A 14,650-nucleotide genomic window follows, 5' to 3' on the forward strand; every position below is an offset into this window, starting at 1 on the left:
CGCGCCTGCAGGCAGCGGGTGTTCACAGGCGGGCGGTACTGATGGTGATGTAGCCTTTTGCGGGCAGCGCGATGCGGATCACCGTTTCGTCGTCGCAGGCCTTGCGTTTCTGCTTGATGCATACGCCATCCACCGTGGCCTCGCGCATACGGGCGGGGATGGCGCGGCCCTTGGCGTCGAAGAAGGCCTCGCTGGCGAGCAGCTCGACGCGCTCGATCAGTTGGCGGGTGTGCTCGTCGGTGGCGCAGAAGAAGCGCACACCGGACAGGTGTGGGTTGTCATCGGGGTTGCTGACTTCATGGGCCAGCAACTGGCGCAGGGTATGGCGCAGTTCGCGGGTAGGGCGGTCGTGTGTGGGCATGGCATGGCCTCGTCTGGATGGGGTTGGCCGCGCCGGGGCGGCCGTAACGTCTCCAGGTCGGATGATGTTTCGCCGCGGATGTGGCAACAATCAAGAAGCGTCCTTGCTTTCGGTAGGAGGGTTCCGAAAATACAGGCAGGAGGTTGAACATCGCCTTGATCCGCGTCAGCTCCAGCACCTGTTGCCACGGTCTTGGATGCCCGGTCAGACAGGCTACAGCGTCGCAGTGCGCGTGGCATCGAGCGCCGCCTCGACAATCTCGACCCAGTGCCGCACCGGCGTTCGCCCGGCACTTGCAAGGTGCACCTGGCAACCGATGTTGGCCGTGGCAATGACCTGTGGGCTGCCGCTCTCCAGGGCATTGATACGCTCATCGCGCAATTGCCGCGCCAGCGTCGGCTGGGTCAGCGAGTAGGTGCCGGCCGAGCCGCAGCACAGGTGGCCATCGGGCACCGGGGTGAGGTGAAAGCCCAGGCGCGTCAGCAGGCCTTCCACCGCACCGCCGAGCTTGAGGGCGTGCTGCAGGGTGCAGGGGCAGTGGAAGGCCAGGCGCTGCTCGGCGCACAACCCCAGGTGTTCCAGCGGCTCGGCCTGCAGCACCTGTACCAGGTCCCGGGACAGCGCGCTGACCCTGGCGGCCTTGGCGGCGTAGCGCGGGTCGCCTTCGAGCAGGTGGCCATAGTCACGCACGAATGCGCCGCAGCCGCTGGCGGTCTGCACGATGGCCTCGGCGCCGGCCTCGATGGCCGGCCACCAGGCGTCGATGTTGTGTCGGGCACGCTCCAGGCCGCGTGCCTGGACATCCAGGTGATAGTCCACGGCGCCGCAGCAACCGGCCTCGGCTATCGGTTCGACACTGATGCCGAGGCGGTCGAGCAGGCGCGCGGTGGCGGCGTTGGTATTGGGTGAGAGCGCCTGCTGCACGCAACCTTCAAGCAGCAACACGCGGCGAGCGTGCCTTGCTGACGGGCGCTGGCCGGCGGCGGCGATCTGCGGCGGCAGCTTGGCCTTGAGGTTGACCGGGAGCAGGGGGCGCAGGGCAAGGCCGCTGTGCAGCAGGGCCCTGAACAGCGCCGGCCTCGGCACTACCGCACGCAAGCCACTGCGCAGCAGGCGCTGGGCCAACGGCCGCGGCACTTGGCGGTCGACCACGGCGCGGCCGATGTCGAGCAGGTTGTGGTACTGCACGCCGGAGGGGCAGCTGGTCTCGCAATTGCGACAGCTCAGGCAACGGTCCAGGTGCGTCTGGGTGCTGGCGCTGACCGGTTCGCCTTCGAGCACCTGCTTGATCAGGTAGATGCGCCCACGTGGGCCGTCCAGCTCGTCGCCGAGCAGCTGGTAGGTGGGGCAGGTGGCGGTGCAAAAGCCGCAGTGCACGCAAGACCGCAGGATGCGCTCGGCCTCGTCGGCGCGGGCCAGGTGGCGGGCGGAGTCACTCAGTCGGGTTTGCATGCCGTGGCCTCACAAGTGTGCATACAGGCGACCAGGGTTGAAGATGCCCTGGGGGTCGAGTTGGCGCTTCAGCGCCTGGTGGTAGCGCAGCGTCATCGGGTCCAGTGGCGCACTGCTGTCGTCGCCGGGCGCGTAGGCGGTGGCATGGCCGCCGGCCTCGGCCACCAGGGCGCGCAGGGTGGCCGCCGGCGCCTCGGACTTGAGCCAGCGCTGGGCGCCGCCCCAGTCGATCAGTTGCTGCCCGGGCAGCTCGAGCACGCCGCAGGTGATGGGCAGGGACAGGCGCCACAGCGTGGCCGGCGCACTGAAGAACGCCAGTCGTTGCTCGCGCAGGTCGCTCCAGTAGCGCGGGTCGACGACCTCGCCGCCCAAGCGCTCGCGGGCCGAGCGCACCGAGCCTTCGCCGCCCTCCAGGCGCAGGTGCAGCGCCTCGCCGTCGTGGCTGGCGGCGCTGATCGGCAATGGCTGCTGGCCCCATTCGGCCAACCTGGCCAGTGCCTGGCGGGCATCCATTTCCAGGCGCAGGCCCAGGCACTGGCGCGGCCTGGGCAGCACCTTCAAGGAAACCTCGGTGAGCAGGCCAAGGCAGCCGAAGCTGCCCGTCATCAGCCGCGATACGTCGAAGCCCGCGACATTCTTCATTACCTCGCCGCCAAAGCGCAGGTGCTTGCCGTTGCCGGTGATCAGTCGTGTGCCCAGGACATAGTCGCGCACCGCGCCTGCCCAGGGCCGGCGCGGCCCCGAAAGCCCGGCGGCGACCATGCCGCCCAGCGTCGCCTCGGGCCCCAGGTGCGGCGGCTCGCAAGGCAGCATCTGCCCGGCCTCGCGCAGCGTCGCCTCGATCTCCCGCAGCGGCGTGCCGGCACGGGCGGTGAGCACCAGTTCGGTGGGGTCGTAGCTGACGATACCGCGGTGCCCACGGGTGTCGACAAGCTCGCCGGCCACCGGGCGGCCGAGCATGGCCTTGCTGTTGCCGCCCTGGATGCGCAGCGCGGTGCCCTGGCGCAACGCCTGGTTGACCTGCCCCAGCAGCTGCTGGCTGAGATCGGTGCCCATCAGAAGCGCTCCAGGTCGGGGAAGGGCAACTGCCCATGGTGTACATGCAGCGCGCCGAACTCGGCGCAGCGCTGCAGGGTGGGAATGTTCTTGCCCGGGTTGAGCAGGCCCCGTGGGTCGAAGGCGGCCTTGACCGCGTGGAACAGGGTGATCTCGTCGCTGTTGAACTGGGCGCACATCTGGTTGATCTTCTCCCGGCCCACGCCGTGCTCGCCGGTGATGCTGCCGCCCACCGCCACGCACAACTCGAGGATCCGGCCACCGAGGGCTTCGGCGCGTTCCAGCTCGCCGGGCAGGTTGGCGTCGAACAGGATCAGCGGGTGCATGTTGCCGTCGCCGGCATGGAAAACGTTGGCGACCCGCAGGCCGTATGTCTCGGACAGTTGGCTGATGCCAGCGAGCACTCGCGGCAGCTCGCGCCGCGGGATGGTGCCGTCCATGCAGTAGTAGTCCGGCGAAATGCGCCCCACCGCCGGGAAGGCGTTCTTGCGCCCGGCCCAGAAGCGCACGCGCTCGGCTTCGTCGCAGGCCAGGCGCACCTCGCGGGCACCGGCCTGGCGCAACACGGCATCGACGCGGGCGCAGTCGTCGTGCACATCGGCCTCGACGCCGTCCAGTTCGCACAGCAGGATCGCCGCCGCGTCCACCGGGTAGCCGGCGTGGATGAAGGCCTCGGCGGCGCGGATCGCCAGGTTGTCCATCATCTCGAGGCCTGCCGGGATGATCCCGGCGGCGATGATATCGGCCACCGCGCGCCCGGCGTGCTCGACGTTGGCGAAGCTGGCCAGCAGCACCCGCGCTACCTGTGGCCTGGGCAGCAGCTTGACGGTGACCTCGGTGACGATGCCGAGCATGCCCTCGGAGCCGGTGAACAGTGCCAGCAGGTCGAAGCCGGGGCTGTCCAGGGCATCGCTGCCGAGGGTCAGGCGCTCGCCCTCGACGGTGAGGATCTCCACTTTCAGCAGGTTGTGCACGGTCAGCCCGTACTTAAGGCAGTGCACGCCGCCGGCGTTCTCGGCGACATTGCCGCCAATCGAGCAGGCGATCTGCGAGGAAGGGTCTGGCGCGTAGTACAAACCGTGGGGCGCCGCCGTCTGGGAAATCGCCAGGTTGCGCACGCCAGGCTGGACCCTGGCGAAGCGGCCCTGCGGGTTGACTTCGAGGATGCGGTTGAAGCGCGCCATCACCAGCAGGATGCCCTGGCTCAGCGGCAACGCGCCGCCCGACAGGCCGGTGCCGGTACCGCGCGCGACCACCGGCACGCCGCGCTGGTGGCAGAGCCGCAGCAGCGCCTGCACCTGCTCCAGCCGCTCGGGCAGTGCCACCAGCAGGGGCAGTGTGCGGTAGGCCGAGAGGCCGTCGCATTCATAGGGCTTGAGGTCTTCGCTGCGGTGCAGGATGTCCAGGTCGGGCAGGGCCTCGCGCAGGGCGGCCAGCAGCGCCGGCTTGTCCACGCTTGGCAACGGGCCGTCGACACGTTCGTCGTAGAGGATGTTCATGGGCGCTCCTGCGCAGTGGCCTATTGCGCCAGTTGCCTGATCATTGCCACCGTCAGGTACAGGCGCGGCGCCACGCTGGCGATCTCCATGTACTCGTCGTCGCCATGCAGGCCGGCGCCGACCACACCCAGGGTCTCCAGCACTGCGGGCTTGTCGCTGTCGGGCAAGTAGGCGTAGCCGGCGTCGGTGCCGAAGCGCATGGCGATCGGCTGCAGTTGCCGGTCGATCTTGCTGTAGAGCTGCCGCGCAGTTTGTGCAAGCTGCGTGGAGGCGTCGTTCTTCGCCAGAGGCGGACGGCCTTTTTCCATGACCAGCTCGACCTGGGTATCGGCGACCAACTGCTTCTTGATGATCCGCAAGGCATCCTCCTGTACCCGCTCGGTCTCGCTCAGGTCGGAATAACGCATGTCGGCCTCGGCGCTGGCCAGGGCAGGGATGATGTTGGCCTTCTCTCCGGCCTTGGCCAGGGTCCAGTTGACGGTGGTGCCCTTGTCCTTGTCGCCGAGGGCATTCAATTGCAGCAACTGGTGCGCCAGTTCGATCAGCGCGTTGCGCCCGGCCTCGGGCGCGGAGCCGGCGTGGGAGGCGCGGCCGTTCACCGTGAGTTTCAGGCGGTTGATGCCGTTGGTGGCGACGGTCACCGCGTCCTTGTCCGGCGGCTCGTAGGAAAAGACGAAGTCATGCTGGCGCGCCAGCTCGGCGATTAGCTGCCTGGAGCCTGCCGAGCCCATTTCCTCATCCGGGTTGAACAGCACGGTGAGGGTGCGATAGCCCTTGTACTGCTGGTCCTGCAGCAGCTTCAGCGCATGCAGGATCATCGCCACGCCGCCCTTGGCATCGGCCACGCCAGGGCCATAGGCGCGCTCGCCTTCGATGCGGAACGGGCGCTTGGCCACGGTACCGGGGCCGAACACCGTGTCGTAGTGGACCATCAGCAGGAAGTCCTTGTCGCCGGTGCCCTTGAATGTGCCGACGATGTTGTCGCCCACCGACGGCGTGGCTGGTTGGGTGGTGACCTTGGCGCCGAGGGCCTCGAGGCGTTTCACCAGCTCGGCACCGACCTGTTTCAGGCCCGCCTCGGTACCGGTGCCGGTGTCTACCGAAACCAGGGACTTGAGGGTTTCCAGGTAGTGCGGCTGTTCGGCCTGGGCCTGGCTGTACAGCTCCTGGTGCGTGGGCTCGACGGCCTGGGCGGTGGCGCAGGTGAGGGCGAGGGCCAGAGTGCAAAGTCGCAGATGCATGGGCAGGGTCTCGTTGTCATGAACCCTTCAGCGTAGACCCTACCCGATGAATGGCCGCCCGAGTTGTTGCGCCTACAGCCCGTAACGATGTGCCAGACGCCGGTTTGATAGGCGTTCGGCGTTCATGGTCGCGACTCTGTGGGGTGGGGGAGGCCAGGCTTTACCGGTGACGGAAATGACCCATACAGTACGAATTCGAGACATGCTCTGGAGTGTGCCCATGCATCGGGTCGGTTATCTGTTGTGCGAAGGTTTCCATGTGATGGCGCTGGCCTCGCAGTCGGTGTTCGAGATCGCCAGCCTGCTGAGCGGGCGGCCGGTCCATGCCCCGCGCAATTTCAGCGTCGCCGGCGGTAAGCTGCGTTCGTCCCTGCGCGACAGCGAGGTGCCGGCATGAAGAAACTCGTGCGCATGGACGACCTGCAGGTATTCGTCAGTACCGTGGCAACCGGCAGTTTCTCCGCGGCGGCGCGCCAGCTGGACATCTCGCCGGCCCTGGCCAGCGGCGCCGTGCAGCGCCTGGAGCGCAGCCTGGGGTTCCGCCTGCTGGTGCGTTCGACCCGGCGTCTGCGCCTGTCGGATGAAGGCCAGCGCTACCTGCCCCATGCGCGACAGGTGCTTGAGGCACTGGTGGAGGGCGAGATGGCCCTGGAGCAAGGGCGCGAAGAGATCGGCGGGGTGCTGCGTCTGTCGATGCCCTCGGACCTGGGGCGCAATGTGCTGCTGCCCTGGCTCGACGAGTTCCAGTTGCAGCACCCGGGCATCAGCCTGCAACTGCGCCTGAGCGACCAGGTGGCGGACATGGTGGGGGATCGCCTGGATGCCAGTATCCGCTACGGCCAGTTGGCCGATTCGGGCCTGGTGGCGCTGCCGTTGGCCCCGGACAACCGCCGCACGCTATGCGCTGCGCCGAGCTACATCGCCCGCCATGGCGCGCCGCGCACGCCGGAGGAACTGGCCGGGCACAACTGCCTGCGCTATGTGATGGGCGAACAGACCCACGAGCGTTGGGGGTTTCACCTGCCGGACGGGGTCAGGACGGTGAGCGTTTCGGGCGACCGCACCAGTGACGATGCAGATGTGGTCCGCCGCTGGGCGGTGGCGGGGCTGGGGATCGTCTACAAGTCGCGGCTGGATGTGCTGGCCGATGTGCGGGCCGGGCGGCTGGTGGAGCTGTTCCCATCGGAATGCGGCCAGGCGGCGCCGCTGCAACTGGTGTGCGTGCACCGTCAGGCGGTGTCGCCGGCGATCCAGCGGTTGCGGAGCTACCTGGGGGAGAAGTTTGCCGAGTTGGGTTAGCTGAGTAATCTGCAGGAGCGGCGTAGCGCCGCTGCCTGGCCCCTCGGAAATCTAGAAACCTTCCAGTACAACCTTGCCCTTTGCCTTGCCGCTTTCGATCAACTCGTGGGCGCGGCGCAGGTTGGCCGCGTTGATCGCACCGAAATGCTCGCCCAGCGTGGTCTTGATCACGCCTTCATCGACCAGCCCGGCAATTCGCTCCAGCAGTTCGTGCTGCTTGATCATGTCGGCGGTCTGGTACAGCGAACGGGTGAACATCAGCTCCCAGTGCAACGACAGCGACTTGCGCTTGAGCGGCACCACGTCGAGGCTGGCCGGGTCGTCGATCAGTGCCAGGCGGCCTTGTGGGCGCAGCACCTCGACCAACTGCGCGAAGTGGCGGTCGGTGTGGGTCAGGCTGATCACCAGGTCCACCTGGCCTATGCCCACAGCCTCAAGCTGGGGTGCCAGCGGCTGGTTGTGATCGATCACCTGGTGGGCGCCGAGTTGGCGTACCCAGGCCTGGGTTTCAGGGCGCGAGGCGGTGCCGATCACGGTGAGGTTGGTGAGTTGGCGCGCCAGCTGGGTGAGGATCGAACCCACGCCACCGCTGGCGCCGACGATCAGCAGGCTTTGCCCTTCGCCGCCGCCTTCGCGCACGCCCAGGCGGTCGAACAGCAACTCCCAGGCGGTGATCGAGGTCAGCGGCAGGGCGGCGGCGCTGGCATTGTCCAGGCTGCGCGGCTTGTGGCCGACGATGCGCTCATCGACCAGGTGCAGTTCGCTGTAGCTGCCAGGGCGGTCGATGGCGCCGGCATAGAAGACCTCGTCGCCGGGCTGGAACAGCGTCACCTGTTCACCGATGGCGCGCACCACGCCGACCGCGTCCCAGCCCAGCACCTTGGGTTGATCGGTGCTGCCGCTGCCGGCGCGGACCTTGGTGTCGACCGGGTTGACTGCGATGGCGCGGACTTCCACCAGCAGATCGCGTGGGCCGGGTACAGGCGCGGGCAGGTCGCTGTCGTAGAGCGAGGCCGGATCGGTCAGTGGCAGGCCGTGTTGGGTGAAGACGATGGCTTTCATGGCATCAGGGTCCCTGAGTGGTAGGTAGGGCAACCTTAGCCTGCAGGATTTATCGCAAAAACATCGCAATCACGGGAACAGTTTCAACATTTTCTTGAAAATGTAGCGGCCATGCTGGTCAGAACCAGCGATCGTTGCGTTTGCGCCCACGGGTCAGCGCCGGCAGGATCAGCCCCGCCAGCAGCCCGGCGCCGGCGATGCTGCCGCCATACACCATGTAGCGCATCATCACCTGCTTGTTCTCGTCCCCCAGGCGCGCCTGGGTGTCGCGCAGGCTCGACTGGCTCTGCTCGAGCTGCTCGTTGAGTGCCTTGTTACGGGTTTCCAGCTCGTCGATCAGCGCCTTGCGCGAATCGAGGGTCTCCTGCATGCCCTGCACGCGGTTTTTCCAGCTGTCGTCGATGGTCTTGAGCTGGCCGGACAGTTCGGCCACCTGGGCGTCGAGCTGCGGCAGGCGCTCGCTCTGGCCGGGCACCGCCTGCAGGTCGCTGGTGAGGATCCATACCAGGTCGCCGCTCTGCCCGCGTACCTGGCTGTAGTTGCCCTGGCTTGTGACCAAAGTGACCTTCTGCCCGGACTTGAGCGTGCCGACGATGCGATGGCCATCGGTAGGGCCGCTGCGTACGTAAGTGTTCAGGCTGTCACTGACCCAACGCGCATCAGTGGCCGGCTCTTCGGCGTGGGCCGGGGCGGCGAGGGCGATCAGGGCGGCGATCAGGCCACCGCGCAGGGCGGTGAGGGCAGGGGAAGCGGGCTGGATGTCTGGCATGCTGGTCTTCGCTGAAACAGGACGAATGAAGGCCCGATGACTGGGCCGGCGATCCGGTCGGGTGGATTGACCGTCAGCGAAAGACCGTTTTTTTGTGGGCAGGTTCACCACCTGGCGCAGGAAATATCTGCAAAATATTGCGAAAAATCAGGAGTTATTGGCTGCCATGGGCGCCAATTCCCCGGCGAAAGGGCCGCAAAGCGGCCCCCAGTGCCCTCAGGCCACTACTTCATAGCACGGCACATACGCCGCCCCGCCGGGCAACTTCATGCGGTGCTGGTCGACGAACGCCTGCAGCAGGCGCCCGAGCGGGTCGAGGATCGCTGCATCGCCGCGGATCTGGTAAGGCCCGTGCTCCTCGATCAGGCGGATGCCCTTGTCCTTGACGTTGCCGGCAACCACGCCCGAGAACGCCCGGCGCAGGTTGGCCGCCAGCTCGTGTGGCGGCAGGTCGCGGCGCAGGGCCAGGTTGGCCATGTTCTCGTGGGTCGGGTCGAACGGGCGCTGGAAGCCTTCGTCGATCTTCAGCAGCCAGTTGAAGTGGAAGGCGTCGTTGCGCTCGCGGCGGAACTGCTTGACTGCCTTGAGCCCCTCGACCATCTGCCGCGCCACTTCGGCCGGGTCGTCGATGATGATCTGGTAGTGGCGCTGCGCCGCCTCGCCAAGGGTGGCGCCGACGAAGGCATGCAACTGCAGCAGGAACGGCTCGGCGCTGCGCGGCCCGGTGAGCACCACCGGGAACGGCAGGCCCTGGTTGTCCGGGTGCATGAGGATGCCGAGCAGGTAGAGGAACTCCTCGGCGGTACCGGCGCCGCCGGGGAAGATGATGATGCCGTGGCCGACACGCACGAAGGCTTCCAGACGCTTCTCGATGTCCGGCAGGATCACCAGCTCGTTGACGATCGGGTTGGGCGCCTCGGCGGCGATGATGCCCGGCTCGGTCAGGCCCAGGTAGCGGCTGCCGTGCATGCGCTGCTTGGCATGGGCGATGGTGGCGCCCTTCATCGGCCCTTTCATCACGCCCGGGCCGCAGCCGGTGCAGACATCCAGCTTGCGCAGGCCCAGCTCGTGGCCGACCTTCTTGGTGTACTGGTATTCCTCGGTGCTGATCGAGTGGCCGCCCCAGCACACCACCATCTTCGGCTCGACACCGGGGCGCAGGGTGCGGGCGTTGCGCAGCAGGTGGAAGACGTAGTCGGTGATGCCTTGCGAGCTTTCCAGGTCGATGCGCTGGCTGGCCAGTTCGCTCTCGGTGTAGACGATGTCGCGCAGGGCGCTGAACAACATCTCGCGGGTACTGGCGATCATCTCGCCATCGACGAAGGCGTCGGCCGGGGCGTTGAGCAGTTCCAGGCGCACGCCGCGGTCCTGCTGGTGGATACGTACCTCGAAGTCCTTGTAGGCCTCGAGGATGGTCTTGGCATTATCGACATGGGCGCCGGTGTTGAGGATGGCCAGGGCGCACTGGCGGAACAGGGTGTAGAGGCTGCCGGTACCGACTTCGCTCAGTTGCTGGACTTCACGTTGCGACAGCGTCTCCAGGCTGCCCTTGGGGCTGACGGAGGCGTTGATGACATTGCGTTGGGGCATCTGGTCTTTCCTGTGCGGGTAAAACATCCTTCTTTGACAACACCATACAAGCAAATGTGCGTGGCAACGAGGGCCTTGGTGAAAAACCTTGGACTGCAGTGCCTAGCCTGTGGGAGCCGGCTTGACGGCGAAAGGGCTGCATGGCAGCCCCGGGGTTATTGGACGTTGAACACATGCCGCAGGTACGCCACGAAGTTCTCGTCCCGGCACTGGGTCTTGCCTGGGCTGTCGGAAATCTTCGCCACTGGCGCGCCGTTGCAGGCGGTCATCTTGATCACCATGTTCATCGGCGTGACGCCGGGGATGTCGCAGGTCAGGTTGGTGCCGATACCGAAGCTGACGTTGATTCGCCCGTGCAGGGCGCGGTAGAGCGTCAGCATCTTCTCGAAGTCCAGCCCGTCGGAGAAAATCAGGGTCTTGCCCTTCGGGTCCATACCCAGCCGTTCATAGTGGGCGATGGCTTTCTCAGCCCAGGCCAGCGGCTCGCCCGAGTCATGGCGCAGGCCATCGAAGAGCTTGGCGAAGTACAGGTCGAAGTCCTTCATGAACGCGTCCATGCCGATGCAATCGGTCAGGGCGATGCCAAGCTGGCCACGGTACTCGCGCACCCAGCACTCGAGGGCGGCGGCCTGGCTGTCGACCAGGCGCGGGCCGAGCTGCTGGTGGGCCATGAACCATTCGTGGGCCATGGTGCCGATGGGTTTGACCTGGTACTCGCGGGCCAGGTGCACGTTGCTGGTGCCGACGAAGCGCCCGGGGAAGTCACGTTTGAGGATGTGCACCACCTCTTCCTGCACCCGGTAGGAGAAACGTCGGCGGGTGCCGAAGTCGGCCAACTGCAGGCCGGCCAGCTCGTCACCGCTGGCTTCGGCCTTGAGCCAGTCGAGCTTCTGGTAGAGGCGCTCGCCGACCTGTTCGATCACCACCTCGCGGTAGCGATAGCGGTTGCGTACTTCACTGATGATCGCCAGCAGCGGGATCTCGAACAGGATCACGTGCAACCAGGGGCCGCGCAGGCGGATCGCCAGCTGCCCGGTGTCGTCCAGGCCCACCTGCACATAACGCAGGTTGAAGCGGAACAGGCTGAGGAAGCGGATGAAGTCCGGCTTGATGAACGGAATCTTTTCCAGGTAGGCCAACTGGTCGTGGGTGATCGACACATCGGCCAACTGCTCGACCTGGTAGCGGATCTCGGCGAGGTAGGGCGCAAGGTCCTCGTTGTTGCGGCAGCGGAATTCCCATTCCACCTCGGCGTTGGGGTAGTTGTGCAGCACCGCCTGCATCATGGTGATCTTGTAGAAGTCGGTGTCCAGCAGGTTCTGGATGATCCGTGGGCCGAAAACGCTGTCGCTCATGGGCGAGCCTCCTTGAGGGCGGTGAGCTGGTCGTCGAGGGCCTGTTCGTCGCCGCACAAGTAGATGCCGGCATTGGCCATGGCAGTGCAGGCAGCCTGTGCGTCCTCAGCGCTCAGTGCGCGGCAGGCCGGCAGGTACAACAACACCTCGAAACCGGCGCGGCGCAGTTGCAGGGCGGTGGTGCGCACGCAGTAGTCCAGCGCCAGGCCGCCAACGATGATCGCCTGTACCTGTTGCACCTTGAGGAACTCGATGACACCGGTGGAGCGGCGTTCGGCTAGGTCGTGGTAGCAGGCGCCGTAGGGATGCAGGTCGGGTTCGACGCCTTTCCAGACGAAGTAGTCGTAGTCGATGGGGGCGGGCAGGCCGGGGAGCAGTTCGAAGCCGGACGTGCCGGGGACGCAGTGGCTGACCCAGGTCAGGTCGGCGTTGGCCAGGGCCAGGGGTTGCAGCATCTGGGCGGCTTCGGCGACTACCCAGGCGGCGTTTGCCGGGTGGGCGTCCTTGCTGCCCAGGCGCAGCATGGCGCGCTGGGCCATGGTGTTGAGCGCAGGCGCGATCAGGTGGCCGCCGGGCACCGGCAACTCCTGGGGAGCGTTGGCGGTAAAGCCGATTTGCGCGTCGACGTCGAAGCTGGCGATGATCATGGGCAGAGGTCCTCGGCTTGGATGGTCATATAATTCATCTGGTGCATTAAGTATGTCAAGGCTATTCCCGCATTAAAATTAGCCCTTGATAGATTTAATTGCCCTGGTGGAATATAGGCAGGTTGCCAGAAGGAATCGTATCGTGAGCACAGCAAAAGTCCTGGCCAGCGTGGATATCATCGCCCTGCGCCTGTCGCCGCACAGCCTTCGCCTGGAGGTGTTGTTGCACCGGCGTGGGCGCGAGCCCTACGACGGCCAGTGGGCCCTGCCAGGTGTGATCGTCAATGGCAGCACCTCGGACAACAGTCTGGATGCCGCCGCCGCCCGTGTCCTGGCGGAAAAGTCCAAGGTGGTCCCCCGCCATCTGGAACAGGTAGGCACCGAAGGCAATGGCGTTCGCGACCCACGGGGCTGGACCTTGAGCACCTACTACCTGGCGCTGCTCGATCCGGCGGTGGTGGTAGAGAACGCGCAGGTTGCCTTCTTTGACCTTCAAAGCGTTCTGTCGCGTGAGCTGTCGCTGCCGTTCGACCATGGCCTGCTGGTCGAGCGCGCCTGTGAGCGGCTGGCGGCCAAGGCCGTATACACCAACCTGCCGTTGTACCTGGCGCCCGAGCGTTTCACTGTGCTGGACGCCCTGGCAGCGGTGCAGGCGTGCCTGGGGCAGGTGGTCAACAACACCTCGCTGCGCAAACGCCTTGAACGCATGAAGAGCGAAGGCTGGGTGCAGGACACCGGCGAGAAGGTCCAGCCCAGGCTCGGGCGGCCGCAGCAGCTGTACCGGCATACCCCGCAGGGGGCGGGGACGTTCATGTTCGACCGCAGTCTGCTGGCGGGAGGCTGAGCTTGCGCAACAGCAACGATCGGCCGCTTGCCGGCGATGAAGCCGGACCAGGCGGCACAAGGAAAATGCAGCGGCTATCCTTGCAGCCATGACCAACCCGCTCCCCCAACGTCACCCATGCCCGCCAGGCGCCTGCGACTGCGGCCGCGAACGTCTGGCCGACGGCCCCGAGCGGCGCATCCTGCTGCTCACCCGCGAGGAGGAAAAGCGCCTGGTCGAGCGCCTGGAGAACCTCAGGGATCTTGAAGACCTACAGCGCCTGCAATCACGCCTTTACGAGCAGCTCGGCATCCGCGTGCACATCGCCCCAGGCTTCAACGAAGTGCGCACCATGCGCGGTATCGTCATCGAACTGGAGGCGCAGTTGGGCCTGTGCCGCAAGACGCGCCAAGCCATCCCCGCGGCGATCCGCCGGGGGCTCGAGCGCAACCCGCAAGTGGCCTTCCGCCTGCTCGACGCCCACGACCTGCTGCGCGACGCCTGAGCCTCAGCGCATCGCCGCCAGCTTGATGCCGAAGCCGACCAGGCAGGCGCCGGCCAGGCGTTCGAGGAGGTTGGCGATGCGCGGGCTGGCGCGCATGCGCTCGGCCAGTCGGTGGGTAAGGAACACTGCGATCAGGCCGTAGAGCAAGGTAAGCCCGGCCACGGTCAGCGCCATGAAGGCGAAGGTGACCACGCCCTGGTGGCGCACCGGGTCGATGAACAACGGGAAGAACGCCATGTAGAACATGATCGCCTTGGGGTTGAGCAGGGTGATCATCATGGTCTGGCGCAGGTAGCGGCCGCTGGCCATGCGGCTCTCGCGCGGGGCGCCGCCGGGCTTGCTCAGCACCATGCGCAGGCCGAGCCAGGCCAGGTAGGCGGCGCCGGCCCACTGCACCACGTGGAAGGCGGTGGGGTAGGTGGCCAGCAAGGTGGCCACGCCGGCCACCGCCAGCCACATCAGCACCTGGTCGCCGAGGATCACCCCGAAGGTGGCGGCCAGCCCGCCCTTGATGCCGCCCTTGCCGGTGGCGGTGATCAGGGCGAAGTTGCCGGGCCCGGGGATCGCCAGGAGGATGAGGAACGCGATCACGAAAGCGCCGTAGTCGGTCACGCCGAGCATGGGGTTCTCCTGGTGGGGGTGGGCAGGCAGACATCGATATATGCCATCATTCGCCGCGTTTGCAAAGCCACGACGTTACAGGGAGGTGAAGATGGCGTTCAGTGCGGATGAGCGGGCGGTGCTGCTGGCGGTCAAGGGCGTGGGCCCGACCGTGGTGCAGCGCCTTGAGCAACTGGGGTATGGCTCGTTGGCACGTCTGGCCGAAGCCGATGCCTTGCAGATCGTCAGCGAGGCCGCCGGGCTGCTGGGCAGCAGTTGTTGGAAGAACAGCCCCCAGGCGCGAGGGGCGATACAGGCGGCGATTGCCCGGGCCAGGGAGCATGTCTCGCAGGGCGCGTGCCCCGCCAGCGGCGGATAAAAAAAGCCCCGA

At 66.5% G+C, this 14,650-nt stretch carries 16 protein-coding genes; 5 read left to right on the plus strand and 11 right to left on the minus strand.

The annotated features are described in order from the left end of the window. Window positions 1–22: 22 nt before the first annotated feature. From BMY03_RS11780 to BMY03_RS11800, 5 genes are all read right to left on the minus strand, one after another. Window positions 23–361, minus strand: a complete 339-nt coding sequence (locus tag BMY03_RS11780; protein WP_046855914.1) for a hypothetical protein — start codon at window positions 359–361, stop codon at window positions 23–25. Window positions 362–574: 213 nt separating this feature from the next. Further along, window positions 575–1,813 carry a glycolate oxidase subunit GlcF gene (gene glcF / locus BMY03_RS11785; RefSeq protein WP_094011151.1) on the minus strand — a complete coding sequence of 413 codons (1,239 nt, stop codon included), beginning with the start codon at window positions 1,811–1,813 and terminating at the stop codon, window positions 575–577. Between the two features lie 9 nt (window positions 1,814–1,822). Continuing rightward, entirely contained in the window at window positions 1,823–2,869 is a 1,047-nt protein-coding gene (gene glcE / locus BMY03_RS11790) for a glycolate oxidase subunit GlcE (RefSeq protein ID WP_094011152.1), read from the minus strand. Beyond that, window positions 2,869–4,368 carry a glycolate oxidase subunit GlcD gene (gene glcD / locus BMY03_RS11795; protein WP_094011153.1) on the minus strand — a complete coding sequence of 500 codons (1,500 nt, stop codon included), beginning with the start codon at window positions 4,366–4,368 and terminating at the stop codon, window positions 2,869–2,871. Before glcD ends, glcE begins: the two co-directional genes overlap by 1 nt. A gap of 20 nt (window positions 4,369–4,388) precedes the next feature. Continuing rightward, window positions 4,389–5,609: a M20/M25/M40 family metallo-hydrolase gene (locus BMY03_RS11800; RefSeq protein ID WP_094011154.1), complete on the minus strand. Its 1,221-nt coding sequence runs from the start codon at window positions 5,607–5,609 to the stop codon at window positions 4,389–4,391. A gap of 220 nt (window positions 5,610–5,829) precedes the next feature. Here BMY03_RS11800 and BMY03_RS26350 point away from each other — a divergent pair, with 220 nt between their 5' ends. Continuing rightward, complete coding sequence (locus BMY03_RS26350; RefSeq protein WP_160291334.1) at window positions 5,830–6,006, plus strand: hypothetical protein; 177 nt, start codon at window positions 5,830–5,832, stop codon at window positions 6,004–6,006. After that, window positions 6,003–6,908, plus strand: a complete 906-nt coding sequence (locus tag BMY03_RS11805; RefSeq protein WP_094011155.1) for a LysR family transcriptional regulator — start codon at window positions 6,003–6,005, stop codon at window positions 6,906–6,908. The genes BMY03_RS26350 and BMY03_RS11805 overlap by 4 nt, the downstream gene beginning before the upstream one ends. A 51-nt stretch (window positions 6,909–6,959) precedes the next feature. On the opposite strand, the gene BMY03_RS11810 is transcribed toward BMY03_RS11805, so the two are convergent. The 5 genes from BMY03_RS11810 to BMY03_RS11830 form a co-directional block, all read right to left on the minus strand. After that, window positions 6,960–7,970, minus strand: a complete 1,011-nt coding sequence (locus tag BMY03_RS11810) for a zinc-binding alcohol dehydrogenase family protein (protein ID WP_038705944.1) — start codon at window positions 7,968–7,970, stop codon at window positions 6,960–6,962. Between the two features lie 118 nt (window positions 7,971–8,088). Then, a complete protein-coding gene (locus BMY03_RS11815) occupies window positions 8,089–8,739 on the minus strand; it encodes a TIGR04211 family SH3 domain-containing protein (RefSeq protein ID WP_094011156.1) in 651 nt (216 codons plus the stop codon). 216 nt (window positions 8,740–8,955) lie between these two features. After that, window positions 8,956–10,329, minus strand: a complete 1,374-nt coding sequence (gene ppnN, locus BMY03_RS11820) for a nucleotide 5'-monophosphate nucleosidase PpnN (protein ID WP_046855903.1) — start codon at window positions 10,327–10,329, stop codon at window positions 8,956–8,958. Window positions 10,330–10,484: 155 nt separating this feature from the next. After that, a complete protein-coding gene (gene pncB / locus BMY03_RS11825; RefSeq protein WP_094011157.1) occupies window positions 10,485–11,684 on the minus strand; it encodes a nicotinate phosphoribosyltransferase in 1,200 nt (399 codons plus the stop codon). Further along, window positions 11,681–12,331, minus strand: coding sequence for a nicotinamidase (locus BMY03_RS11830; RefSeq protein WP_094011158.1), 651 nt, complete (start codon window positions 12,329–12,331; stop codon window positions 11,681–11,683). Before BMY03_RS11830 ends, pncB begins: the two co-directional genes overlap by 4 nt. A 142-nt stretch (window positions 12,332–12,473) precedes the next feature. Between BMY03_RS11830 and BMY03_RS11835 the strand changes: the two genes are divergently transcribed. Continuing rightward, on the plus strand, window positions 12,474–13,175 hold the full coding sequence (locus tag BMY03_RS11835) for an NUDIX hydrolase (protein ID WP_094011159.1): 702 nt from the start codon (window positions 12,474–12,476) through the stop codon (window positions 13,173–13,175). An 88-nt stretch (window positions 13,176–13,263) separates the two neighbouring features. Next, the gene (locus BMY03_RS11840) at window positions 13,264–13,659 is read left to right on the plus strand and encodes a hypothetical protein (protein ID WP_094011160.1); all 396 of its coding nucleotides are present in this window, start codon (window positions 13,264–13,266) and stop codon (window positions 13,657–13,659) included. 3 nt (window positions 13,660–13,662) lie between these two features. Here the strand turns inward: BMY03_RS11840 and BMY03_RS11845 are convergent, their stop codons facing one another. After that, entirely contained in the window at window positions 13,663–14,280 is a 618-nt protein-coding gene (locus tag BMY03_RS11845; protein ID WP_038705946.1) for a LysE family transporter, read from the minus strand. Between the two features lie 91 nt (window positions 14,281–14,371). Here BMY03_RS11845 and BMY03_RS11850 point away from each other — a divergent pair, with 91 nt between their 5' ends. Further along, the gene (locus BMY03_RS11850; RefSeq protein WP_094011161.1) at window positions 14,372–14,638 is read left to right on the plus strand and encodes a Pathogenicity locus; all 267 of its coding nucleotides are present in this window, start codon (window positions 14,372–14,374) and stop codon (window positions 14,636–14,638) included. Window positions 14,639–14,650: the final 12 nt, after the last annotated feature.

Origin of the sequence: Pseudomonas soli (assembly GCF_900110655.1) — a bacterium.
GTDB classification, from domain to species: domain Bacteria; phylum Pseudomonadota; class Gammaproteobacteria; order Pseudomonadales; family Pseudomonadaceae; genus Aquipseudomonas; species Aquipseudomonas soli.